Origin of the sequence: Pseudoalteromonas sp. bablab_jr011 (assembly GCF_016464045.1) — a bacterium.
GTDB classification, from domain to species: domain Bacteria; phylum Pseudomonadota; class Gammaproteobacteria; order Enterobacterales; family Alteromonadaceae; genus Pseudoalteromonas; species Pseudoalteromonas lipolytica.
Window position 1 is genome coordinate 1 of the sequence record NZ_JACDWU010000235.1, and the last position, 25,992, is coordinate 25,992.

Sequence of the window (25,992 nt, forward strand, 5' to 3'; positions counted from 1 at the left end):
GCCATACAGCCCCTGTTCTAGGTAACTAGAAACCCATTTATTAACACTACTTCGTGCTATGTTAAGACGTTTTGCAATATCAGTTCTGCTATTCCCCTCATAAAATAATGACACTGCGAGTAATCGTATGCGTTTTCGTGCATTTGGTTCTTTTCGCGAAAGCGCTAAAAGCTGTTCAGCTATGTTTTGGTTCAATGTTATTAACCGGTGATTTTATATAGCCTATATTAGATCAGATATTTAAGCGGAATGGTATAATCACTCAAATTAGGAAATGCGGATAACTTTAGATATGGAAAAGTCGCTTAGTGAAGTGTCTAGTTTCGCTGGTGCAGATCACACAAACTTTCAAAGCTGTTTTGGGACTAGTGAGGGTTTCTGACTAAAACAGCGTGTGGAGGGGAACAGCAAGAGTACTTAGTGTACAACTTGCTGTTTTTTTATGAGGTTGCAAGGTTGAGAAGCTAAATTTAGACTATCAGTCTATTTTAATCTTGTTACGCTAAAGCTTTGAATTCGCCTTCAATCAAAAGCGCTTCTTCACGCCAATTTGCAAAGAGACTCTTGCGTTCGTTACTTGCTGCAATGTTCTCATTTAGTTCGTGCAACTTGTTTGTTAGCTCTATGTAGGTTGGGAAAAACTTTTGTTTAAACTCGTCAGAACCAACTAACTCTAGCAACTCTTTCCTTTGCTTATTGAAATCCTCTTCCATTTTTCCAACAGCTTTAATGAACTCCTGTTCTTTTGTATATTGGTCATAGGAATCCCAAATTTCTAGAGCAATATTTGCAAAGGCTAACGCTCCATTTATACCCTTTGCTAAATTTATGGCGCCATAAGGTTTGAATTTCAGAGCTTTACTAATGTCAAAGCCTACTGTTTTAGCAACCGAAACAATACCATCTCGTGTTGCAATTACCGTCTGATTGTTAATGAAGTTACCTTTAAGGGCGTGATTTATACCACTTTTACCTAGCTCTCTCACCGTCGTATTAAAATGATTTACTTCTCCATCAAAACTTGCGTTCATTTTTTCAACATTAAGCGTAATAGCCCCTATTTGTCTATCAAATTCACTTTGCAATTTTTGGTTGAGAACAATTCCTTCGGAACCAATTTCACGTTCACAAAAGTCTGCAAATGTCGCTAAGCTACACCCTTTAACTTGCATAATCAGGTCTGTGAAGTAACTTGTAATAAAGTCTCTCAAATTCGTCCTTGACACGCTAATTTGATGTTCAGTGGTTTGTAACTGGTCCTCTAATCGTTTTAGTAATCCATTTAATTTTTCAACTTCTTCTGACACTTTTTCATCTGTTTCTATTGCAACTGGCAATTGCTTGTAAAGTACATCACTTATGATGCTAGAGCGCATATCATAGTCTAGTTCTTCGACTCCTCCACATACTTGAATTTTTTTATTAGTGGCTTCTTGTAAATTTGAAATATGTGAAAGCGCTTTGAATTCTTCAATATTACTTAACCAATAATCTATTCCTTGGTCAAAGGGGTTGGCAGCGACAGCAACTATAGATAATGCTTCTAGCTCTTCATGACTTAAGTTAATCATATCCTGAAGACGACCAGTGATATTCTCACGCTTTATTTTTAAATTAGACTGATAGTCAACCTCGTCCTCGACATCAGCAACTTCATCAAACCGGCTCAGCACGAAGATAGTTCGAGGCAATAGATTTAGCGTGCGGAACAACCATTGTAAATCTTCTTTGTGGCTTTCTTTAATGGGATTGGTTGAATTCATGACATAAAGCACCAAATGCGCTTCACTTACGTGTTTTTTAGTAATGTCTTTGTACTTTTCTAGGGTATTGGTATCAGCATTGATTTGTTCTTTAAACCCAAACAAACCTGGAGTGTCTATCAGTACAAAGTCACTACCCACTTCGTAAACTTTCACTTCATTAGACGATTCTTGATGGCTTATCTTCATTGTCGACTTATCAAGCTTTTCCATCCAGGCTGCTGCAATGGATGTTTTACCTTCCGAGAAGCCACCAATAAGAGCAACTTTTAGTTTATCACCCTCAACCTTCTTTAAATTACTTTGCAATTTACTGAAAAATGCGGAATCAATCTCAATGCCGATTTCCTTTCCCTTTTCCAAGAACGACTTTAGTCGTTCTAGTAATTTAATCTCTTTAAAGCTATTCAGCGTGCTTTTCATTAACATTCTCCAATGTGATCAATTTGCTTCGAAAGTAATTTTAATGATTGGTTCGAGCGCTCAAGTAACTCTTTAGTTTTTGCCACCTGTTTTGCTGGTGCCCTAAGTTCAGTATCAAGCTTGTAAATTGAAGCTTGCATATCGCTTTTACCTTCATCTAGACTATCTTGAAGTGCTTTTTTTAGTTTATCTTCTAAATTACGTAGATTCGTATCAGCAGCCTTTTTCTGTTCAGACATTTTAAAATCGTTATCGAAATAACCCCATATAGCTTTTCCAAAAGCAAGTACGGCAGTAAACGCAGCTGCTCCAGCAAACCATAAGCTTGTACCTGCTGTGAATGGGGCCAACGCAGCTCCTATTAAAGCACCAAAAAGTGCACCTTTTTTGAGCCCGCTATCCATATTGAGTTTTATATTGAATTCCGCGTCAAGTTTGCTTTTTCCAAGCTGATCTGCAACAGACAAAAAGTCTTCACTTAACTCACTAAAGCGTTCAAAAATTGACACTACAGAAGATTCAAATTCTTTAACAGACGTTTCAATTACATTAGGTAATTGAGCCTGAATGTCGTTAACACATTTATTAGCTTGACTTTCAAGGCTTGTTTTAAACTGCTCATTGCTGACATCTTTATCGATTTCACTATATATATTCTTTCTGGTATTTTGTACAGCAGATCTAATAAGATCATTTCCTTTGCCATACAGCTGAGAGTTTAAAATTGCATAACTAGCTTGCAATTGATGGCACGCACTTTCACTATTACCACTAACATCCTCCGCCACCACTTTATAAACTTTTTCAATATCATCTAAATCATGAGTAGTACGTTCTAACTCACCTTTAACCTTATTGAAATTAGCTATCTTTATTTTACTCTGACCATTAACTAACAACTCATTTTTTAATAACTGAATGAACGCACTTAACTGTGAACGCTCTAAAAGACTTTCAGCTGAGAAATCCTCAAGAAATTTATTTCGCTTTCTCAACATATCCGAATTTGGAGCAAAGTAATCGGTCGAGGCGATAAACGCAGTCAATGCGGTCAATGAAAATGAGCCTTGGTAATTACGACCAAGCTGTTCAGCCATTTTTTTATCCATATCAACTAAGCTTGCTTGCTCATCATCGGTAAGGAGCTCAGTATTTTTAAACGCAAATTTAGGACTCGTAATTTTTTTGTTAAAAATAGACCACACCTCAGTTTGTGTACCTAAATGCGTTTTTATTTTTTCTATTGTGCCTTGGCGTTCTGAATCACCAGTTTGCGGCGGAGCGGCTTTATTAGTTACGTAAAAAACAGCGTGTGCACTTTGTACCGCTTTTTCAATTTCATCAACTACAAGACCTTCCTTCCCTTCTATGCCAGGCACGTCAAGTAGATTAAAATCACACTGTTCAATATCAAAGCGATAACTTAATGTTTTACGAGTAAAGTCCGCTCGACCATCACCAATAATTTTACCATCTGCACAGTTATTCAGCTCAAGCTCCAAAGCAGAAACTTGTTTCGAGGTAAATTCAAGTTGCTGACTTGCAAGGCTCTTGGTTTGTTCAACTAGACCTTTGTCACGCTCCAAAGCCTTTATAGGAAGGTCAAACTTTTTTATAAAATCAGCATTCCTTTCTTTGCGTAGCGAGCGTGTCTCACTCAGCTTTTGTTGTGCATCGGCTAACTTTTCTTCCTCTGCGACATGCATATCTTCGAGTTTTGGAAGATTTGAGATAGCTGCTAAAAACTCATGCTCTTCCGGAAGTTTTTTGAAAATATTTACTATTTTTTGCCAAAATGATGCTTGAGCTTTCTTTTGAACTATTGACCGCTGTAACTCGGCAACTTTGTACTTAAGGGTTGAAAGTTCGCTTTTTCGAGCTTGTACTGCTTCTGCAGCTTTTTGATGTTCAATGCAAAGTGTTTTTTCTGATACTTCAAACTCCTGCTCCAACTGACTTTCTTCTCTTTGATATTGCTCAGACAGCGAATTCAGTTGCTCATTTATCTGTTCTAAATCTTTATCTAATGTAAATAGTTTTTCTTCTATCTCTTGTAATTGACAAATAGCCTGATCATAAGAATGTTTGAGTTTTCGGAATGCGTCGCGTTTTTCAAGCTTTGTAGGCTCGTTTAAAAGTATGCGCAGCGTTTCAAGCAGTGTAGATTTACCTGCACCTGTTTCACCATAAAATGCTATTGTAAACGTATTCCACTCCGAGTTTAGCTCAAGCTCTTCCAGTTTGTTTTTTAACTTAACTTGAAGACCAAAAATTTTATCGCGTGCATCCTCTTGTGCTTTGTTGAGTGATTCATCTGATGACTCTAGGGATAAGCTAGTGACTAGCTTTAACAATTCAATATTGATTTTGTCGTAAATGTCTTTAGGGTTTTCTAGTTTAATATTCATTCTAACTCTACTAACGTCCAAGTCTCGTGAAATAAATCACCATTAAGTAACATGCTTTAGGGAAGGTGCGCTTAAGTATTCCTCTCACAAAAACTAAAAAATTATATTATTAATGTCAATTTCTTATAGCTATTTCTTCTACGTTTACTGTCCTATTCGCATCTTCCCTAATGCATAGTTTGCAAGCACAAAAAATAGACTCAATAGCTTTCGTTTTTTTATTGCGCTCACATGCAATACACAAGGGGGAGTGTGTTAGGTCTTGGTGATGACGAAAATGAAGCGTTATCAGCTCAATCGAATAAGTTTTAGTAGGGTAAAAGCACGCCCTCTTTAATTGTGTAGAGTATTTAATCTAAGTGATTTCGGGGCAAAGGCGAGTTATATTCATAACTCTTCGATAGACAAAAGTGTGCCAGCAAAGATGCGGCTTAAAAAATAAGGTGCCGTTACGCAAACACTCTTAAGCGGTGTCTATCTGGGTCTAATGCAGCAAAGTTAACGCCATATACAGACTCTTCGCGTTCCTGAGCAAATTCCACACCTAGTTGCTTCCACTGCTTGAACAAGTTATCTAGATCGACGCGGCTCGTTGCAGGGATTGAAAGTTCGGTACCACCGCCTCTAACTGAGCTACTTGGTGTAAGTGCATTAACTTGTTTCAGAGTAATCTTCACATTTTCAGCAAACTCTAATACTGCAAAAGTTGGCGATAAAAGCTTTGGCTGACATTCAAATGCTTCCTCATAAAAAGCCATGCTAAGTTGGATGTTTTCTACGTAAAGAACTATAGAGTCAATAGCGAACATATTAATATACCTGCATTTGTTGAATACTAAATTAAGTATAAACAAAAGCACTGACAGTTTTTGTCAGTAGAAAAAATGCTTATGCTCGATTCCCTCTAAAGCCTCCCACTCAGTTAGCAATTCATTGCGAGAACGTTCGTATCGAGAATTAAGTTGAGAAAAAGAGTGAATTTTATCCACCCGGAAGTTACGGTAATCGCTTCGTGTTTCGCACCATGCAACCAAAATATTGTATTGCTCAAACATACCTATAAGTATTGGCCACACAACCCTTTTTCTGATAACCCCTTTGGCATCTTCATAAACAATTTCAGCTTTATGCGCTTTTTGAATTGTTGCTTTCAACTCTGTTAGCGAGATCATTAGCTTCGGAACTTTGAGAGCTGAAGCAACTCTAACGACACTCTCAGTATGCTTAGCTCTGTGCTCAGAGGGTAACACTGCTGAGATTTTAGCAAGTGCATCAATGGCAGCCTCGCTAAATTCTCCGTTAGCTTGCTTCGCCACCCATTCTGCTCCTAATCTGAGGGCTTCAAGCTCTTCAAAGCTAAACATCATAGGTGGTAAATCAAAGCTCGGCTTTAAGATATAACCCAGCCCAGCTTCTCCTTCGAGATCTGCTCCTTGAGCTTGTAAAGTGACAATATCACGATAGATAGTCCTAACACTTACATTAAGCTGACTAGCCAGTTTCTCAGCTGAGATTGGGTATTTATAGCGTCGTAGTAGTTGAAGAAGATCTAGAAGGCGTTGACTTCGGGACATTGCAAAAACTCATAAAATAAAGAATATGCCTAATGTACTAAAAGAGAATCAACTGATCATTCAATTAAAAGATGTGTGAACGACTTAATAATTAAATAATCTACCGTCTTGACTCTCGAAACTCATTTTGGGGCATAAACGAGTTATGATTGAAGGTTCGCTTTTTGCACATTTGCGACGGTCAGATGTGATTAAACCCCATTTTCGAATTTGACAGACCAGATCAAGGCTTACTTAATTAGTAACGGTTACTCATTTAACAACATGTAAAAAGTATTCACAGGTTTCCTGTCATGGGGAAACCTTACTCTTTATGTTTATTGTGCCTATTTGGTGGGGTTGCATGGCAACTCCAGGGTTTGTGAGAGACGTTATCTTTTATATTTTGATCGACAAATTGGTAGTAACTTTCTTTGGTGTGTGTCCACCAGTCATTGTGAAGATCGGCACCGTGTTTGCGAATAACGTTTTCGATCCCTTCTAAGTTTAGGTGGGTTGCGTCATAGGCCAAGTGTATTACGTTTTCACGAATATTGTAGCTCACTTCATCGATGCCAAAGAGTCTATCAATCTCTTCAATGAGTGCATCACAATTTTCATCTGTCACTTTACACAGCCGCAGATTGCGCACGACTAAGTTTGCTTCTTTTACGCCGACTCTATGTTCTAAATCACTCATAATAATCTCTCCAAGCTGTTTTATTTTCACTTCACAATTTCATTCGACTGCAGTGATAACACCTTTGTACATTTGCATTTGGCAGTGAAAAACATGTTCTCCCGGTGGGATATTTTGCAGGTGTATTTTTGTCACTTTGTTCAGGGTCAGTTGTTCACTTATATCTAAGGAGGGAATGAGCAGTGTTTCGGAGCAAGGTGACGGATCTTTTCGCAAAAAAGATAAGGTTATTGGGTGGTAAGCTGTAACTTGTAGAGAAGCAGGCGAATAAACCCCTTCTTTTACCTCAATGAGTACGTCGGTACTAGTTGCAACAACGTTGTTTGGTTTATACAGCCAAAACCACCAAATGATCAGCGCGATGAGTGAAATACCGATAAAGTTAATAATCATCATAATGTGGCTCCTTAGTGATCTTGTGCTTTAAATAAACGAAGCCTGTTTGCATTCGTCACCACGGTAAGCGAAGAAAAAGCCATCGCAGCACCCGCGATAACAGGGCTCAGCAGTAGACCAAAAAATGGATACAGAATACCTGCCGCCACTGGAATACCTGCCACGTTATAGATAAATGCACCAAATAGGTTTTGTTTTATATTGCGTAACGTGGCTTTGCTCACTGCAATGGCATCAGCTAAGCCATGAAGAGAGCCTCGCATGAGTGTGATGTCGGCACTTTCAATGGCAACATCAGTGCCTGTTCCAATCGCAAAACCAACATCGGCGAGGGCAAGTGCGGGGGCATCATTGATCCCATCGCCTGTCATACCGACAATTTCGCCTTGTTGTTGGAGTTCGCGCACTTTATTGGCTTTGTCTTCAGGTAGAACGTCAGCAAAGAATTCAGTAATTTGTGCTTTTTTTGCTATCGCCGAGGCGGTTTCTTTATTATCACCAGTAAGCATAATAACGCGGATACCATTGGCTTGAAGACGTTTGATTGCAGAAAGTGAATCAGACTTCATCGGGTCCGCTACCGCGATAATTGCGGCTACCTGCCCATCAACAGCAAAATACATTGGCGTTTTTGCTTCTTTCGCTAAGGCCTGTGCTTTCGTTGTGAAGTCAGAGAGTTCAATTTCTTTCATTTTCATTAATTTACTATTGCCAAATAGCAGCGACTTACCATTACACGTGGCTTCGACACCATAGCCAGTAATTGCGTTAAAGGCGTCTATTTTCAGCAGCTCGATTTCTTGCTCCATGGCACTTTCGACAATTGCTTGCGCAAGAGGGTGCTCTGAGCCACTTTCTAAACTGGCTGCTAGCTGTAATATGGTTTTTTCATCACTCTCATTTGCTAAAATAACGTCAGTGACTTTGGGGGAGCCTTCGGTAATGGTGCCCGTTTTATCTAAAATCATGGCTGTAATTTTGGAAGCTGTTTGCAGTGCTTCACCATTTCGAATAAGAACACCGGCCTCAGCTGCTTTGCCCACACCGACCATAACCGACATTGGCGTAGCAAGTCCTAACGCACAAGGACACGCGATGATAAGCACCGTTGTCGCAGACACAATTGCAAAGGCAAGAGTGGGCTCTGGGCCAAAGTTTAACCATGCTAGTGCACTGACGATAGATATAATCATGACAACCGGCACAAAATACGCAGATATAACATCGGCTAGTCGCCCTATTGGGGGTTTTGAGTTTTGGGCACGTTTTACCATCGCAATAATTTGTGCAAGCGCGGTGTCTTTTCCTACCCGTGTTGCTTTAAATAGGATCATGCCAGATTTATTGAGCGTACCCGCGGTGACGTCGTCTTTTTCTGATTTTTCAACAGGCATGGGTTCACCTGTTAGCATTGATTCATCAATGCTGGTGTGGCCTTCGATTACTTCACCATCAACGGGGATTTTCTCACCCGGTCTGACTTTGATAATGTCATTGAGCAACACTTGGTCGATATTTATTTGAACGTCTTTGTTATCCCTAACAACAGTGGCGGTTTTGGCTTGTAAGCCGATTAAGCGTTTGATTGCTTCTGAGGTTTTTCCTCGTGCTTTTAGCTCTAACGCTAAACCAAGGTTGATTAAGCCAATAATCATGGCGGTGGCTTCAAAATATACATGCCTTGCCATTAGCGGAATAGCATCGGGAATAAAGACAACCAGCATTGAGTAGACCCATGCTGTACCGGTGCCCAGTGCAATGAGGGTATCCATATTGGCTGAATGATTTTTAAAGCTTTTCCATGCGCCAATATAAAAATGTTTACCAGAGAAAAACATAACCGCAAGCGTTAAAAGACCAACAATTAACCACGCGAGCCGCTCAGTATTTGTTGCTACGGTCATCTCGCCAATAGCGATACCATAGATCATAAGAGGCACACCCAGTGAGAGTGCGATAATGGTGTCGCGCATCAGCTTTTTATAATATGCCCAATCGGCTGCTTCTTTTTCATCAAGGGAGTCTGTGTGCGAACTGTCATTGAACGGTTTGGCATTGTATCCAGCAGATTCAATGGCTTTAACTAGGTCTTGGGAATTGGCTGTCCCACTGACGAGTACGGTTCGGTCTGCAAAATTCATCTCTGCGCTGTTCACGCCAGGTGTGTTTTGCAGTGCTGCTTCAATTTTCCCTACGCAACTGGCGCAGCCTGCGCCCTCAATGATTAGCTGCTGCTCTGTTCCGGCTTTACTCATGCGGTGTTCCTTTTTGCTTAAAGCCCTTAGCTTAGTGAGATGGTTGCTTTTGGGCTTTATTTTCATTAATTTTACAGTGTCGTAAAAATGATGAAGTGAGGTACTATTTTTGTAATCACCTAGTTATAGCGTATGCCTAATTCATTAAAATTGCTCGGCATATTGTTCAATATATTGATAACTTACAGCGGGTGAATCTATTGTTAGTAAATTAATGTTGTATTTATGGAATACGTTCCCCATTTCCATCCCTGGCGTACCCACGGGCATGGCAGGAACACTTAAGCCTATCGTACCTTCAGGGTGTTGCTCTGATAAGAATTGCTTAACAAATTTAGCGGGAACATGCCCCTCAAAAATAAAGCCATCGGCTGACACCGCCGTGTGGCATGAGCGCTGATTTGGTTTTATCTGATAGTTATTTTTTATGGTGCCCATATCAACAACATCAATGGCTGTTGTGTTAAAGCCATTTTTGTTCATATGTGTGACCCACTCTTTGCAACAGCCACAATTTTTACTTTTATACACAGTGAGTTCACTATTTGAATCATGTGTGTGTTGATTGCTGTTATGGGTTAAGGGTTGATTACTAGTTGTTGCCATCACTGGCAAATTGCTCATAAAAAGTAGTAATGAAGCAAGGTAAGCTGTTCGCATGTTGTACTCCTTAATTGGACCAGTGGATATGAGTGATTTTCCATCCATTGTCGGTATTTTTGAGTGTTATTGTTTCCATTCCAATACTCTTTATTTCTTTCCCTTTGTAGCTGCCTTCGGTTGAGCTTCTGGCAATTGAGAAAGCTATATCGCCCTGCGTGAATACCTGATGCTCTAATAATGTGCTTTCAATGGCTTTTAAAAATGCCATATCTGCATGCATATGGTGATTTGCGTATTCATCTGCTGAGCGTTCAATACCGCCTCCTTCAAAAATAATAACATTGTCAGCGAGTAGTTTACGAGCTGTGACTTGATCACCCTGTTTTAGTGCTTTTTTAAACGCGGTTACAGTGTGTGCGGGTTCACTGTCGATACCAACAAATAAGGTGCTTTTGTTTGGATGAGCTTCATCACCGTGTGCGTTAACAGCAAACGAGCTGAGTGCACCTAAAAGTAGCAGTGATATCATTTTTAATTGTGATGTGTTTTTTAGCATGCGTTTTTTCTCTACTTCATAGTTAAATAGGAGGGCCAACAAGAGTGGTAAAAACACTTGTTGTGATAAGTACAAAAAGCGCTATGACCATTTCAACAGCGATAGAGCCTTTTAAGGTTTCAAAATACCGTTGCCGGTTAATATTAGGGACTAAAAATAGTTTATGCCATGCGCCAAGCAAAAGCATGGCGCTGACAAGCAGTAACTTCAGTAAAATTAATTGGCCATAAGTTGAAGTAAATAATGCAGAAAATGAGTGCAGATACTGTTGTAAAAGCGCCAAGCCAGACACAAGCAATACAACCACAATAATGATGGCCATTTGTCCAAAGTGATGCATTATTTTTTCAACGTCGGTTTTGATAAGCAAGGTGCAGCTTTTAAGCAATGGCCATAATGCGCCAATCCAACAGGCTAAAGCCGCAAGATGAAAGGTCAAAATACTTTTTACTAAGCCATTTTCATTGGCACTGTGACCAGTAATAGAAAAACTATACGCAATAAGAGCCGCTATGATTAGCATAAGAGCAAAGTTGAATTTTTCTGCGTTGTTATTTTCTGCCTTCACATTCCACAAGGAGGCAACCATAAGTGCGACTAAGAAACTAACAATCCTTAAACGCGCTTGCTCGCCAATAACCGAGTACCAAACAATCTCGAGCATTGGGCGATCTAACATTCCCATAAAACCTGATTCGGCAATGGCACCTGCCTCTATTGGTGTTTGCAAAATAGCCGCTATTAAACCAACCATTAAGCATTTGATTTGCCAGTGCTTCAAGAAATATAAAAACGCAGTATGCTGGTTTCCATTAAGGTGAAAATGGCTAATAAAGCGTATCAATAATGTACCTGCAAGTGCTGCTATAGCCGTATAGTTTGCTAGTTTCATTAACAGTAAAAGCAGCGACCACTCACTAAATTGCATTGTCATGACCTAAGGCTAGTGATTATGGTTACCGTGGCCATTTTCTGGCATTTTTGTTTTATTACTATGCTTTGTAGCATGGATCATGAAAGTGAATTCCCCTGTCATTTTATGGCCATCACCACCGAGTGCGATCCATTTTACCGTGTAATTGCCTTGCTTTAAGTGTGGCAGAGGCCAACTAAAATCACTACTTGGAGCTGCTGTAGGCTTAAAATCGAAGTCGATAGGTTGTTTATGTGCATCTTGAACGACTATTTTTGCTAATCTTACTTTTCCGCTAAACGCGAGCGATAGCTGCTCAGGGCTACTCATTAACATTGCTTTATCTTGTGGCAGAGTGTGTGTTACTGAGACATGAGCCGATGCCATAAATGGCATTGTTAGTACGAACATGAGTGCGACATACTTAAAAAATTTCATAATTACCTTCTTACTTGTTATTAAAAATTAAACAGATTGCAACAAAGTGTGACGTAAAAAACGATTACTGACTCTGTTAATAAATAGAAAAACATGCCATAAGTTTAGAAAGTTGACCTGTCTTCAGCATGACGTGAACATGACAAAGTTGTAATCTTGGTGTCATGTTGCTGTTGTGATTAAAACACCATAATAATAACGGCTATGATTTTGATGAAGGATTGAAATGCGCTTACTAATAGTTGAAGACGAATTAAAAACAGGAAATTACCTAAAACAAGGTTTAACTGAAGCCGGTTTTCAAGTGTCACTAGCGCGAAATGGACTCGATGGTCATCATTTAGCCATGACAGAATTATTTGACGTAATAATTCTCGATGTGATGTTACCTGATGTATCTGGGTGGCGAATTTTACAATCACTTCGCGAAGCAAAAAAACAGACCCCTGTTCTTTTTTTATCAGCGCGAGACAGTGTCGATGACAGAGTTAAAGGGCTTGAACTAGGGGCTGATGATTATTTAATTAAACCATTCGCATTTTCTGAAGTGTTAGCAAGAGTGCGCACTTTACTTAGGCGAGGCGGCACACAAAAAGTAGAAGATGTCTTAAAAATAGCCGACCTAGAAATGAATATTCCAAAAAGAAAAGTTCAACGTGCAGGCCAACGCATTACCTTAAGTAATAAAGAGTTTAGTTTACTCGAGCTATTACTGCGCCGTGAAGGGGAAGTACTGCCTCGTTCATTAATCGCTTCACAAGTGTGGGACATGAATTTTGATAGTGATACCAACGTGATTGATGTTGCAATAAGAAGGCTTCGCAGCAAAGTGGATGATGATTTTACAGTAAAGCTAATACACACAGTAAGAGGGATGGGATACAAGTTAGAGGCAATGCCTAATGCGAGTTAGCACGCGACCCTTGTCATTAACGATGCGAGTTTTGTTATTTGTAGCAATAACAATTATTGGCTGTTTCACCTTTGTGGCCTCACTCATAAATAGCTCAATAGAGCATCATTTTTTGCAACAAGACAGTGGCGAGTTACAGGTTATCACGCAATCAGTTGAGTCTGTATTATCACAGCCTTTTCAATCACAAAAACAGCTTGAAAACGCATTGTCGATTGCTGTTGTTGGGCATCATGGGGTGTACTACCAAGTAAATACGTTAGAGGGAGAGCTTGTATATCAAAGCTCCCATAATGATTTTACTGAATTAGCAATGCGCGCGAAAGCTTCTCAGGGGTTTAAAAAGGAGAACATAATTACATGGCATACAGGCAGTAAGGCGTATCGTGCATTAGTCAGTGAGCTAGAGACATCTAAACAGCATTATAAAATAGCCGTTGCGATTGATATGAGCTTCCATCTGCGCTTTTTAACCCAGTTTAAACAGAGTTTATGGGTCATTATGTTAGGCTCGGCTGTGTTAGTGTTGCTTGTCGCATGGATTGCTATACATCAAGGTCTTAACCCTTTACGTGGGTTAACTCAAAAAATGCTTGATATACAAACCAATAAAATGGATGTCAGGTTAGATCATAATAATGTTCCTGTTGAGCTTGAAAACATGGTGCAGTCTTTTAATGTGATGTTAGATAGGCTGCAAAGTGAGTTTATTCGCTTATCTAACTTTTCCAGCGATATAGCTCATGAGTTAAGAACCCCCTTAACAAATATCATTACCCAAACGCAGGTGGGCTTATCAAAATCAAGAGCGGTTGTTGACTATCAAGAGCTGTTATTCTCAAATCTTGAAGAGTTAGAAAGATTAACAAAAATGGTCAATGACATGCTGTGGCTTGCAAAAACTCAGAACGGTTTAATAAAGCCAAAACAACAAATTTTGCAAAGTCATGACGAGATAGCGTCGCTATTTGACTACTTTGATGCGTTGGCGGAAGAAGTAGGTATTTGTTTTAAAACAGAGGGTGAAAACCTGCGTTTTTACTGTGATCAGTTACATTTTAGACAGCTGTTATCAAACTTACTCTCTAACGCTATTCGGTATACCCCAAAAGGGGCTTCAATTTCAGTTAAAAGCGAAAAAGTAAGCGCAGATACAGTGTGTATTTCGGTTGTGAATCCCGGTGAGAAAATACCCGCTGAACATTTACCGTATTTGTTCGACCGTTTTTATCGGCCGGATAAATCAAGACAAAAACACAGTGATGGTGTGGGGCTCGGTTTAGCCATTGTTAAAGCGCTCGCAGAGGCCAATGATGGCGCGATAAAAGTTTACTCCGACGAGCACGAAACGTGTTTTAGTGTGTATTTAAAGTCAGCTAAATTAACGTGAGCGCACCTATCTGAGGATATTAAAACGCAGCGCTCACTGTAAAAACGCTATTGTAAAAATAAAAGCAAGAGTAAAATACTTTAATCAGTCGTGATCAAAACCCTCCAGTTCTTCGTATAACACTTTTATTAATCGTTAAAGTTAATTAATCTCTCAATGTATGAAACAGCGTTAATCACATGGGGTCGTGTTTTACACGTATAACCTCATTTCACCCGACCTTTTATGTAGTCATGCCTTACCTTTATTAAATACAGTTATTGGCAAAAAACGTAATCTTCCTAGACACTTGATTCTGAGTGCTCTACTTTTAGCGTATGTAACCTAAAGGAAACCAGTTTATGTGGTTCACTAATCGCAAGTTGCTGTCTGAAATTGCTGAATTAAAAAAGCAAACAGTTGAGTTTGAAAATATAAAGCAAGAATTGAAAGAGGAAATGCTGTACTTTTTGCTAAGCAAAGATGGCCGTATTCTCGAAGTTAATCAACTATTTGCAACCGCGATAGAATACAAAGAAAGTGAGCTTGTTGGTTTAAATTTCAATGACCTGATTGTTAAAAAGTCGCTCAAAAAACCTCACACACAAAAAATGCTTTCAGCCATAAAAAAAGTGAGCCATTGGCATGGCGCTTTGCAGCTCGTAACGCAGTCTGGGCGTGAGTTATGGCTTAGAAGTATTGTACAACCAATTAATAATGAGTTAGCTGTTTACTCGGCAGAGCTTACGCGCACTATTTCTCAATCAAGAGAAAAAGAAGATATGCTTGCGGCTTTGAGTCGTTCATCTGCGGTTATCGAATTCAGCTTAGACGGTATTATTTTAAACGCCAATGATAACTTTCTGACCTCTATGGGTTACTCCAAAAGCCAAATATTGGGTAAACACCACAGTATGTTTTGCGACCCTGAAGAAGCTAAATCGAACGCTTATAAACAGTTTTGGTCTGAATTAAAACACGGACGGTTTATTTCTGATCGTTTTAAAAGATTAGATAGTTACGGTAACGAAGTATGGTTAGAAGCCTCGTACAATCCAATTCATAACAATGATGGAGAACTCTATAAAGTCGTAAAGTTTGCAACAGTAATAACCGATCAGATGCAAAGAGAATTTGCAATATCTGAAACGGCTGGTATTGCTTATGACATTTCTAAACGAACAGATGCCGACGCTGAAATAGGGTTAGGTGTCGTAAAGCAAACAATTGTTACAGTGAATAACTTATCAAAGAAACTCGAAGTAGCCAGCGAAAGTGTTAATAACCTCGACGTACAGTCGTCTAAGATTGCTCAATTAGTCGAAAGTATTAAAGGTATTGCTGATCAAACTAATTTGCTGGCATTAAACGCTGCTATAGAAGCCGCGAGGGCGGGTGACCAAGGACGAGGTTTCTCCGTTGTTGCAGATGAAGTTAGGCAACTGGCATCAAGAACGAGTTTGGCCACAGAGCAAATAATCAACGTCGTGTCTGAGAATAAAGCGCTTACTCAAGATGCGGTAACCGAAATTGAGTCTAGTTTAGCAGAGGCCAAAGATGCCTTGGAGTTATCAAAGAAATCAGGCTCTGTTATTAATGATATTCAAAAAGGGGCTAAGGAAGTTGTTGAGGCCGTCGGGCAGTTTAGAACCAGTCTTTAGGCACCAATGTGCCTAAAAACTGTGTAGGCCAGGAAATGATAAATTTTCACTCCTGCTGCTGTAGTAGCTAAGCACTGAATATGCATGAACGAAGCCGTTGTTTTAAAAATAGATAGATTAGCGCTTTAAAGCTATAAATATACCAACTTCCTGGTTCATGTAGGGGAGCCTACAGTTATCTCTCTCGACATTACTATTGTAAGCTCTATTTTGGAATAGAGTAAAATAAATATGCTTTCTTATGTCATTGGCAATGAAACTATAATCTTTTTGGAATTTATACTACGTGATAGTATTATTTTAAATATCAACTAACTGATATAAAAGAAATAAATATTAATTAATCCCTTTGTAAGTTCGCCTTCTTAAAGCTCACTTTAGGAGGGTATGTGTTTTCGCTATATGTAATCTTCATAGAAAACAGCCTCTGTAATAAATTCTTCATCATAAAAATTGTCTGCTTTTTGAAAAAAAAAGCTCTTTAAGAGTGTTCTGCCATTTAACTATTTAACCAGTAACACGGAATTTTTATGGACACTCTATTAAAGAAAAGCATTATCTCAAGCGCTATTTTATCGGCGTTAAGTATTACTCCCCAAGTAGCTGCACAAGCTGATGAGCAAATAAAAGATATGGAAGTGATTGAAGTTTCCTCTTTCAGACGCTCTCTTATCAAAGCAAAAGATATGAAAAGAGAAGCTATGATTGCCCGAGATTCTATTTTGGCTGAGGATATCGCAGATTTTCCAGATTTGAATTTAGCAGATGCGCTGCAACGTGTACCAGGTGTGACTATTACACGTGAAGCCGGTGAGGGAAGACAAATTTCTTTGCGTGGTCTCGGCCCTGATTTCACTCGCGTACAAGTCAATGGCATGGAGGCAATGGGAACATCATCATCTCCTATGGATGCTAAAGGCGGAGTAAGTCGAACACGTGGTTTTGACTTTAATGTATTCGCAGCAGAACTGTTCAACCGTATCGACGTGAATAAAACATTTTCTGCTGATCAAGAAGAAGGGGGGATCGGCGGAACTGTTGGTTTGTATTCAGCCAAACCATTTGATTATGACGGTGCCAAGGGGGCAATTTCAGTTAAAGGCGGTTATAACGATAATAGCGAAGAAACTGACCCGCGTTTTGCAGGCTTGCTTTCTAATACTTGGGGGAATTTCGGTGCATTAGCTTCTGTTGCTTACAGCGAGCGCTCAACAACTGAGTTCGGTACAAATACAACTCGTTGGCGTAAAGAAGGTGGAAAAATAACGGCAGATGAAAGTAACACTGAACTTCAAGCTGAATTGGATTCTACAGAGCTTTGGTTCCCAAGAGGTCATAGATACTCTTTATGGAACAATAATCAAAAAAGATTAGGTGTTACGGCCGCACTTCAATTTAAGCCAAGTGATGACGTAAGTTTAACGCTTGATGTATTACATGCGAAATTAGAAAACGAGCAAAATGAGCATCACTCTGCGGTAAAAGATAATAAAACAGTTAAAGATTTAGAGTGGATTGATAATGATGGGCAAAAGGAAGTCATCTATGCGAGTTACGCAGATGCAACGTGGCGTAATGAAAATTCAGCACGATATAACGAATCTGTATTTGATCAATATACGCTAACTTTGGATTGGTCCTTAAATGATGACCTAAGCATGATGGCACTCGTTGGAACGAGTTCTTCAGATTTTGATCAACCACGAGTTCAAAAGTCTAATATTCATGCAAAAGGTAAAGTTGACATTATTACTGATTTTACCCAAGACAGATTTTATGGCCTTAGCTACTCGCCGGATTTTAATACGACAAGCCGTGATCAGTTCGAGATAAAAGATATTTACCTTCAAGAAGACTACATAACAAATGATTTTGATACAGCTAAAGTTGATTTCACTTATTTAGTAGGTGACTCCGGCACAGTGAAGTTCGGGTTAAATTATAAAAAGTTTGAAAACAGTGCCTACCAACTTACGCAAAGTAACGCGCAAAATATTGCGAATCAAAATACAGGTTTTCTTACTTTAGACGATAACCTTGTAAACGTATTTACTCAGCATCCTGATCATCAATGGGTACAAGGCGATTTAAGTGCATTACTAGATTTTTATGGTTTATCTAACTATCGAATCGACGCCTCAATGCTAACTGAAAATGACAAATCTCCAGTAAGTGAAACAACCCAGGCTGCTTATGCTGAGTATCAATTTGAAAGTTCTATAGCAGGTAAGCCTTTACATGTTAGTGCTGGCCTGCGTTACTTTGATACAGAAATTAAAGCGTCGGGTATCTCAAATGGTATCGATATTGAGTCAACGCGAAACTACTCAGATATATTACCTACCTTAAACATGGTTTATGAGCTAGATGAAGATATTTTATGGCGCTTTTCTGCCAGTAAGAATATCACTCGTCCTTCACTGGGCTCGTTAAGTTATAACGCGACAGTGTCTCAAACCTCCGGTGAGGCGATTACTAGCGTGAATATGGGTAATCCAGAACTAGAGCCGTTCGAGTCAGTGAGCTTTGATACCTCGTTTGAATGGTACTTCGAAGATGTTGGCTACGCATCAGCTGCTTTTTACTACAAAGACATTGATAACTTTATTGTAAGTACAACAACGGAAGTTGTGTATTCATCTTTAGGTTTACCCGCAGAACTGCTACCTGCGGATAAGTCGATGGACAGTATATTTTACTTACAACGGCCTGAAAATATGGATTCATCAAAAATCAAAGGCGCTGAAATTGCATTCTCTAGAGACTTTGATTTTTTAAGTGCACCATTTAACAACTTGGGTATCGTCGCAAATTATACCTATGCCGATGGTGAAGCTATGTATCGTGACATTTACGGGGTTGAAGGTAATAACCAAACTAAGCCATTCACAGGCCTCTCAAAAAATAGTTATAACTTTACTCTTTATTACGAAGTTGACTCATGGGGAGCGCGCGTTTCAGCTGCTTATCGTAGTCCTTATATTGCAGGAGCGTCATCAAGTGGTGATCAAGATGAAAGTGGCTTCCATAGTACAACATATATTGATTTTTCAGCATTTTATCAGTTAACAGACAGTGTAAAGTTAAGCCTTGAAGGTATTAATTTAACTGATGAGCGCGAAGAGTTTTATAGCGACTCACATGACAGAGCGTATAACACGACGACAAGTGGACGTACTTATATGCTCGGCTTGACAGCTGAATTTTAACTTTATTTAAAAGCCACAAAACACCTGTTTTGTGGCTTTGCTGAGATTTTTATAATGATTAATCGATACACGCTTTTTTTTGTAACTTTTATTTCTGGCTGTTCAACTCATTCACCTCAAAGCCCGCATGAAGAATTTATCATCCCTGAAGGAGACAGGACTTGGCTAGCCGGTGATCATCACATCCACGGTAAGTACAGTGCAAAATGGAACTTAGAAACAACCCCTCCGACTCCAATTCTCTTTGGCGACGCACATTATTTTACTGCGCTCAATGCGACGATGGCGAAAATGCATGGTTTAGATTGGATGGTGACGACAGACCATGGTGGCCCCGGGCACAGTAAACTGAATTTAGAGCAGGCTTACCCAGAATTGCTAGATTCAAGAAAGGCTGTTCCGCAGGTATTACAGTTTTATGGTATGGAGTTTGACATGCCATCTGCTCGTCATGGCAGTTTAATTATTCCAAAGAGTGAAAAAGAGGCTGAACAACTTTTCGAAATTGAAAGTAAATTTAATCGTCGAGAAGTATCACCTCATGAGTATTTAAGAGGTACGCAAGCGTTTATGCTCAAAGCGCTTGAGTATATGCAAACAATGTCACCCAAGCCCATATTGGCAGTTAATCACCCCTCACGACAAGCACCAAAACTAAATGTGTTTACTAAAGTAACGCCTGAAAAGATGCGTCAATGGCAAGATGCTGCACCGGATGTTATTACCGGTATGACTGCAATTCCAGGTCATCAGGCTGCAAGTATTAACCCTGATGGTTCAAATGATCCCACAGCCGAACGTGCTGAATATTATGGCTACCCAACCCATGGTGGAACAGATCAAATGTCGGCGATTGTAGGGGGTGTTTGGGATAGTTTATTGGGTGAGGGGCGCAAATGGAGTGTCACAGGTGTTTCTGATAGCCATGCACATTACACTGAAGGGCGCACAGACTTTTGGCCAGGAGAATATGCGAAAACCTATGTGTATGCTAAAAAAGATTACGCTAGCGTATTAGAGGCATTTAGAGCAGGAAATGTGTTTATAACTACAGGTGATCTCATCGATAGCTTATTTGTCTCTGTTTCACAAGGTGAACAAAAGGCACAAATTGGAGAGTCACTAACGAATAATAACTCAGCTCCTCTTGTCGTAAACATTGCATTTAAAACCCCAAAACAAAAAAACTTTAATGGCGACTCCCCCTCTGTAGCAAGAGTAGATCTAATTTATGGTGAGGTATTAAAGGATAAAAAGTTTATTAAGCAAAACATTAATCCAACAACAAAAGTAGTGAAGCGCTTTTATCCTAAAGACTGGAAAGAGCAAGGCGATTATCAGGTGATGTCTTTTACTTTACCCATGGGAACGAAAAAAGGTTATATCAGGGTTAGAGGAACTAATCTTCTCAACGAATTAGAACCAGAAGTTGATCTAAAAGGTGAAAATCCTTGGGATGACTTATGGTTTTATAGCAACCCCGTGTACATAAAGTAACTTATGAAAATGCAGAACTATAATCGACAATACAATTGTAATAATGCTGTTGTACTGTCGCAAACAAATCCCAAAAGTGTAATCAAAATGCCTGAAGTTGAAGAGCCACGTGAGCAGCAGTCTCTTTCAGAAAGTAGTCAATTACGAAGGTACTTATCTCGAAGAGCACAATGCTCAGATGAAGCGGCGGATATTTATCAAGAATCAGTTGTTCGTGTGCTAGAGCAGGCTAAAAAAAGCCCTATCTCTAATCCTATTGCTTATGCTATCAGTATTGCTAAAAATCTTTTGTCTCAACGAACACCACATAATGATGATGGAATTGAAGAACTTTCAACAACTCAAACAAATCCAGAGCTAAATTTACAAAGAACACAAAAGCTAGAGTTAATTTATCAAGCATTAGAGAGAATGCCAGAGCAGCGCCGGCGTGTTTTTGAATTAAGAAGGTTACACGGAGAAAGTAGAGAGTCTATCGCGAATCAACTGAATATCTCATCAGAAACCGTGACACGTCATATATCAAGAGCAATGGTTGATATTCAGCGCTACCTAGATGAAAAGATAAAGTAAATGCCAATAAAAGACACTCAAAAAATGAATGAGCATGTGTACCAAGAAGCCGCATTGTGGATTGATACGCTCGCAGATGGAAAACTTGATGATTTACAAAAACGCCGGTTTATAAAGTGGCTTGATTTAACACCACAGAATAGGCAGATTTTTGAATCTATGTTAGCAACATGGCAAGACCCTGATATTGAAATTGCTTTTAAACAGTTGAAGGCAATAAAAGCAAAACCTAAATATCAATTTGGTATGCTAGTCGCCTCATTTTGTAGTGCTATTGTATTGTGCTTTGCCGTATTTTTTTACCCCAGTCAGCAAACGCCAGAAGCTTATTTATTAACGGCTAAAAATCAGTCTGTAACATATAAACTTTCAGATGGAAGCCAATTAGAATTGCAAACATCGGGTGCGATTAAAGTTGCGTACTCGTCATCAACTAGAGAGCTTCTACTCCAAGACGGGCAAGCCTATTTTTCTGTTGCAAAAGATAAAAACCGGCCCTTTATTGTGTCGACTGATTTTGGTGAGATAAAAGCTGTAGGAACCCAATTTAATGTCGATACACACCCGTCTTTTGCTGAATTAACGGTGTACGAAGGCATCGTTGAAGTGAAGAACAGAGTAAATGGTCGTCACACGCTCGTAAAAGCAGGTGAGAGGGTTCGTATTGAAGCTGAATTAACGAGTGAGATAAGTAAAGTTGATCTAGCAAACATCGTTGATTGGCGTTCAGGGTGGATTGAAATATCAGATCAAAACTTGGCATATTTGATTGAGCATTTAAATAGATATAGTAAAAAGAAAATAATTCTAAAAACAACGCAGCTAATGAACCAGAAAGTAGCAGGTCGCTTTCGTCTAGATGATACAGACCAAGTTGTAGATATGTTGAGTCAAATGTACTCACTAAATATCTCAGAAAACAATGACTACCTCATATTAACGCCATGAGATTATGCTAATAAAATATTGGGTATTGGGATTATTATTGCTGTCGAGTGGGGCATGGGCGTCACAGCTGAGTCAATATCAGGTTAGATTTGAACAGCAGTCTTTAGAGGAAGCTGTAAACTTGTTTTCTCGGACTGTTGAACAGACAATTTTATATGATCCTAACCTTATTCAAGGTTATAAATCAGGCCCAGTTAGTGGAACTTTTACAGCGCGACAGCTAATTTCTAGATTACTTAAAGAGACGCCACTGTGCGCGAGTGAAATTAATTCTGGTTGGGTATTGTCAATTTGTCCTAAACAAAAAAAATCACAACCTTCTTCCGTGCCTGTGTTAAAAAATACTTTCGTTTCTCAAAGCTCGCCTATTCCCGAAGAAATCGTTGTTATGGGATTTCGCGATTCATTAAAAAAGGCGAGTGAGCTCAAGCGACTGGCATTAATCTCTCAGGATTCAATTTTAGCAGAAGATATTGCTGATTTTCCGGATTTAAACTTGGCTGATTCTTTACAGCGAGTGTCAGGTGTTTCTATCACGCGGGAGGCAGGAGAAGGAAGGCAAATATCATTAAGAGGACTTGGACCTGATTTTACAAAAGTAACAATCAATGGCATTGAAGCTCTGGGCATGACCTCATCGCCAATGGATGCTAGAGGAGCTGTATCACGTACGAGGGCATTTGACTTTAACTTATTTTCAGCTGAATTGTTTAGCCAAGTTGATGTACAAAAATCGTACGTCGCTTCCATGCTTGAAGGCGGAATAGGCGGTAATGTAGCGTTAAGCACCCCCTTACCTTTCGATTTAAAAAAGCCCGTTAGTATTTTTTCATATCGACATGGTATCAATTCAAATAATCCGCAATCAGATCCCCGAGTATCTATGATGTATTCTGGTTTATGGAATAACTGGGGTGGATTAATTTTAACGACATACTCTGAAAGGAACGCTACAGAATATGGAACAAATACAACTCGTTGGAGGCAAGAAAATAAACAGTATGTTGGTAAACTAGCCCACCAGCAAGAGTACCTCGATAGATTAGGTTTATGGTATCCGAGGGGACATCGATACTCCTTATGGAATAACAATCAAAAAAGGTTGGGAGTTACAGCTGCATTTCAATTTAAGCCTAACAGTAAATTCGAGACTGCAATACATCTACTGTATAACTCGCTAAAAAATGACTTAGATGAACATCATCTTGCGGTTAAAAATAACTACCGCGTAGCAAATGTAATCTGGGAAGAAAACAATACTGAAAATGAAGTAATTTATGCAGAGTATCCAGATGCATCATGGAGAATTGAAAACCGTAAAGATTTTAATGAGTCAGTTTTCAAGCAAATTTCAATTGATACACATTACACTGTGAAGAATGATTTGAGTTTGAACCTTGTAATCGGGGCAAATGACTCAGACTATCAACAGCCTAAATTAAATAAAGTTAATATTATTGCGGATGATCTACATATCATAACTGATTTTAGGCAAGATCCTTTTTATGGTACTAGTTACTCACCTAATTTTGATACAACTAATCCTTCAAAATTTAAAGTAAAAGATCTCTATTTTCAGGAGAATTATGTCGACACAAATGTATTTAACTCAAAAATAGAGCTTATTTACGATGTGAATCATGAGGTAGAGCTGCAATTAGGCTTAACTCATAGTACTTTAAAAAATTCAGGGCATGACCGAGTATTTTCTTATTATCCGACTGCTGAATCAGCAGAACATGGTGAGAGTGGGTTATTGTCATCGAAAAACACACAGGTGTTTAGCCAACATCCAGATTTGGAATGGGTGGAAGCCGATATCGATGAAATTCAATCTTATTATGGCCTAAACGATCTTTCATTGAGTTCTGAGTATGTTATACCCTCAACAAATTTTAATGTGGAAGAGAAAACAAACGCTTTCTATGCAGTATTAAAATCAGAAAATAACACTGATACTTACCCTATAAACTACCAAATAGGCCTGCGTTGGTTTCAAACAGATTTAAGCTCTATTGGGCTTTCAAAAGGTAATCTAACTCAACGTGATAGAAGTTACGTAAAATGGCTGCCAAGCTTCAACGTGGTTTGGGACTTTGCAGATGAGATGTTGCTGAGATTTGGAACGAGTAAAAATATTACACGCCCTTCGTTATCTGATTTGTCTTATTCTGCGAATGTTTCTCAAGCATCGAGAGCGGAAGGTCAAATTGGGAATATTTCAATTGGAAACCCTGAACTAAGCCCGTTCGAGTCTGTGAATATTGACTCGTCCTACGAATGGTATTTTAATGATCAAGGCCTTTTATCATTTTCATTATTTTATAAAAACATAAATAACTTTGTCATTGAACAAGTCGATTTGATCAAATACAGTGAATTGGGGTTACCACCCTCATTATTACAAAGTGGGGACTCAATTGATGACTTATTTATGGTTTCAAAACCAGTTAACTCAGACTCATCCACCATAAAAGGCTTCGAAGTTTCATTAATTAAAGACTTTGATTTCTTACCTTCCCCATTTAGTAATTTTGGTATCAATGCAAACTTTACTTGGGCAGATGGAAAAACCCTTTATCGCAACGTACAAGGCTCCGGTAAGAATCAGTTCAAAACATTCGCAGGCTTATCAAAACAAAGTTATAACCTAACTTTTTATTATGAATCCGATGATTGGGAAGCGAGAATTTCATCGGCCTATAGGAGCAACTACATACTTTCAGTAGAGTCTGGTAATACAGACCAAGATGAGTCTGGTTATCATGCTACAAACTATATTGACTTCTCGGCGAAGTATAAGCTTTCTGATCAACTTGAGCTCACATTTGAAGGTTTGAATCTGACAGATGAAAGGCAAGAGCTGTATAGTGATTCTAATGATCGTGCTTATAATACAACTAAAAGCGGTCGTAGCTTCTTTTTAGGATTTACGTTGAAGTTAGACTAACTTTGCAAGATATAAGTGCTTAATAAAAGACCCAATTAATTTATTAACTCCCTTTTGTGTATATAGTTCTCTTGAACATCTGCAAAGCCTACTTTTAATACTTCTGTGTATTTAAAAACCTAATTTTTAACCTTCAAGTGCCTTACTAGTCTCACTGTCTAATTAGGTTGGTATTTCCTGACTACAGTTAATCATTCAATCTTGAATGATTAGAGAGTGATGCGGGTGTGTTGTTTGATCTAGATCTGAGTTCACTCTGATAATACGAGTGAGGGAATTGTATGCAAATATACTTTTCTATTTTGGTAATGCAAAGCGTATTGCCAACGATAATGTAAGGCGTGGCTTGAGGGCAATGAAGGAGTAGCGTGCTACTCTTTTTTTAAATTTAGGTATTAGAGAAAGTTCGCAAAACATTTATCGTCAATAAGTCATAAAAATAGCATTAGTCTCATACTTTTTGATTTTATTTAATATTCAGATATTATTCAGTTTCATCAAAAGGAAATTGAATGAAACACATATTACTCATCATCACAGGGGCTAGCCCTCAAGTACTTACCGAAACCTTGTTTGCTATCCATAAGCAAGGTAAAAGTCTGCCAAACGAACTATATGTAATCACTACTCAAAGTGCCAAGCCTTTGCTGGTAGATGGGCTATTCAAACAAGGTCATTTTCAACAGTTATTAACAGACTACAAATTACCAGAGATTGAGTTTTCTGAGAAAAATATTTGGCGTATTGAAGATCAAAACGGTCAACCTGTTTTGATGCCAGTACTTAGGATATGCCATGTGACAACTTCCACAACTGGCGCATGACAGGTGAAAAAATTAAGCAAGGATTTAAACGTTATAATTA

21 protein-coding genes are annotated in these 25,992 nt (G+C 38.9%); 9 read left to right on the forward strand and 12 right to left on the reverse strand.

Annotated features, from left to right (window positions below; all coding sequences use genetic code 11):
* The 12 genes from JIG41_RS13895 to JIG41_RS13950 all read right to left on the reverse strand — a co-directional run.
* Window positions 1–195 (reverse strand): helix-turn-helix domain-containing protein (locus JIG41_RS13895; protein ID WP_199524957.1); only part of this gene is annotated, 195 nt, incomplete at its 3' end.
* Window positions 196–497: 302 nt separating this feature from the next.
* A complete protein-coding gene (locus JIG41_RS13900) occupies window positions 498–2,186 on the reverse strand; it encodes a LeoA/HP0731 family dynamin-like GTPase (RefSeq protein ID WP_180311743.1) in 1,689 nt (562 codons plus the stop codon).
* Window positions 2,186–4,594, reverse strand: coding sequence for a DUF726 domain-containing protein (locus JIG41_RS13905; RefSeq protein ID WP_180311742.1), 2,409 nt, complete (start codon window positions 4,592–4,594; stop codon window positions 2,186–2,188). The genes JIG41_RS13900 and JIG41_RS13905 overlap by 1 nt, the downstream gene beginning before the upstream one ends.
* 449 nt (window positions 4,595–5,043) lie before the next feature.
* Window positions 5,044–5,403, reverse strand: coding sequence for a VOC family protein (locus JIG41_RS13910; RefSeq protein ID WP_199524958.1), 360 nt, complete (start codon window positions 5,401–5,403; stop codon window positions 5,044–5,046).
* A gap of 63 nt (window positions 5,404–5,466) precedes the next feature.
* On the reverse strand, window positions 5,467–6,168 hold the full coding sequence (locus tag JIG41_RS13915) for a YafY family protein (protein ID WP_199524959.1): 702 nt from the start codon (window positions 6,166–6,168) through the stop codon (window positions 5,467–5,469).
* A 304-nt stretch (window positions 6,169–6,472) separates the two neighbouring features.
* Window positions 6,473–6,847, reverse strand: a complete 375-nt coding sequence (locus JIG41_RS13920) for a cation transporter (RefSeq protein ID WP_180311739.1) — start codon at window positions 6,845–6,847, stop codon at window positions 6,473–6,475.
* A 39-nt stretch (window positions 6,848–6,886) separates the two neighbouring features.
* Window positions 6,887–7,243, reverse strand: a complete 357-nt coding sequence (locus JIG41_RS13925) for a cupredoxin domain-containing protein (protein WP_065978803.1) — start codon at window positions 7,241–7,243, stop codon at window positions 6,887–6,889.
* Window positions 7,244–7,254: 11 nt separating this feature from the next.
* A complete protein-coding gene (locus JIG41_RS13930; RefSeq protein ID WP_199524960.1) occupies window positions 7,255–9,498 on the reverse strand; it encodes a heavy metal translocating P-type ATPase in 2,244 nt (747 codons plus the stop codon).
* Window positions 9,499–9,642: 144 nt separating this feature from the next.
* Window positions 9,643–10,158: a DUF411 domain-containing protein gene (locus tag JIG41_RS13935; RefSeq protein ID WP_227006877.1), complete on the reverse strand. Its 516-nt coding sequence runs from the start codon at window positions 10,156–10,158 to the stop codon at window positions 9,643–9,645.
* Window positions 10,159–10,168: 10 nt separating this feature from the next.
* Complete coding sequence (locus JIG41_RS13940) at window positions 10,169–10,657, reverse strand: DUF4440 domain-containing protein (RefSeq protein WP_199524961.1); 489 nt, start codon at window positions 10,655–10,657, stop codon at window positions 10,169–10,171.
* A gap of 22 nt (window positions 10,658–10,679) precedes the next feature.
* Complete coding sequence (locus tag JIG41_RS13945; protein ID WP_199524962.1) at window positions 10,680–11,585, reverse strand: copper resistance D family protein; 906 nt, start codon at window positions 11,583–11,585, stop codon at window positions 10,680–10,682.
* Window positions 11,586–11,600: 15 nt separating this feature from the next.
* Entirely contained in the window at window positions 11,601–12,008 is a 408-nt protein-coding gene (locus JIG41_RS13950; protein ID WP_065978807.1) for a copper resistance CopC family protein, read from the reverse strand.
* A gap of 226 nt (window positions 12,009–12,234) precedes the next feature.
* Here JIG41_RS13950 and JIG41_RS13955 point away from each other — a divergent pair, with 226 nt between their 5' ends.
* The 9 genes from JIG41_RS13955 (at window position 12,235) to JIG41_RS13995 (ending at window position 25,952) form a co-directional block, all read left to right on the forward strand.
* Complete coding sequence (locus JIG41_RS13955; RefSeq protein WP_036972381.1) at window positions 12,235–12,921, forward strand: heavy metal response regulator transcription factor; 687 nt, start codon at window positions 12,235–12,237, stop codon at window positions 12,919–12,921.
* Window positions 12,911–14,311 carry a heavy metal sensor histidine kinase gene (locus JIG41_RS13960; RefSeq protein WP_036972380.1) on the forward strand — a complete coding sequence of 467 codons (1,401 nt, stop codon included), beginning with the start codon at window positions 12,911–12,913 and terminating at the stop codon, window positions 14,309–14,311. Before JIG41_RS13955 ends, JIG41_RS13960 begins: the two co-directional genes overlap by 11 nt.
* A gap of 341 nt (window positions 14,312–14,652) precedes the next feature.
* Window positions 14,653–15,951: a PAS domain-containing methyl-accepting chemotaxis protein gene (locus JIG41_RS13965; RefSeq protein ID WP_199524963.1), complete on the forward strand. Its 1,299-nt coding sequence runs from the start codon at window positions 14,653–14,655 to the stop codon at window positions 15,949–15,951.
* 530 nt (window positions 15,952–16,481) lie between these two features.
* The gene (locus JIG41_RS13970) at window positions 16,482–19,160 is read left to right on the forward strand and encodes a TonB-dependent receptor (protein ID WP_199524964.1); all 2,679 of its coding nucleotides are present in this window, start codon (window positions 16,482–16,484) and stop codon (window positions 19,158–19,160) included.
* 54 nt (window positions 19,161–19,214) lie between these two features.
* Window positions 19,215–20,657, forward strand: coding sequence for a phosphoesterase (locus tag JIG41_RS13975; protein WP_199524965.1), 1,443 nt, complete (start codon window positions 19,215–19,217; stop codon window positions 20,655–20,657).
* Window positions 20,658–20,660: 3 nt separating this feature from the next.
* Window positions 20,661–21,230 (forward strand): RNA polymerase sigma factor, encoded by a 570-nt coding sequence (locus JIG41_RS13980; protein WP_118845123.1) that lies wholly within the window; start codon window positions 20,661–20,663, stop codon window positions 21,228–21,230.
* Window positions 21,231–22,178 carry a FecR domain-containing protein gene (locus JIG41_RS13985; protein WP_118845126.1) on the forward strand — a complete coding sequence of 316 codons (948 nt, stop codon included), beginning with the start codon at window positions 21,231–21,233 and terminating at the stop codon, window positions 22,176–22,178.
* A 4-nt stretch (window positions 22,179–22,182) separates the two neighbouring features.
* Window positions 22,183–25,128 carry a TonB-dependent receptor gene (locus JIG41_RS13990; protein ID WP_199524966.1) on the forward strand — a complete coding sequence of 982 codons (2,946 nt, stop codon included), beginning with the start codon at window positions 22,183–22,185 and terminating at the stop codon, window positions 25,126–25,128.
* Between the two features lie 512 nt (window positions 25,129–25,640).
* On the forward strand, window positions 25,641–25,952 hold the full coding sequence (locus tag JIG41_RS13995) for a CRISPR-associated ring nuclease (RefSeq protein WP_199524967.1): 312 nt from the start codon (window positions 25,641–25,643) through the stop codon (window positions 25,950–25,952).
* Window positions 25,953–25,992: the final 40 nt, after the last annotated feature.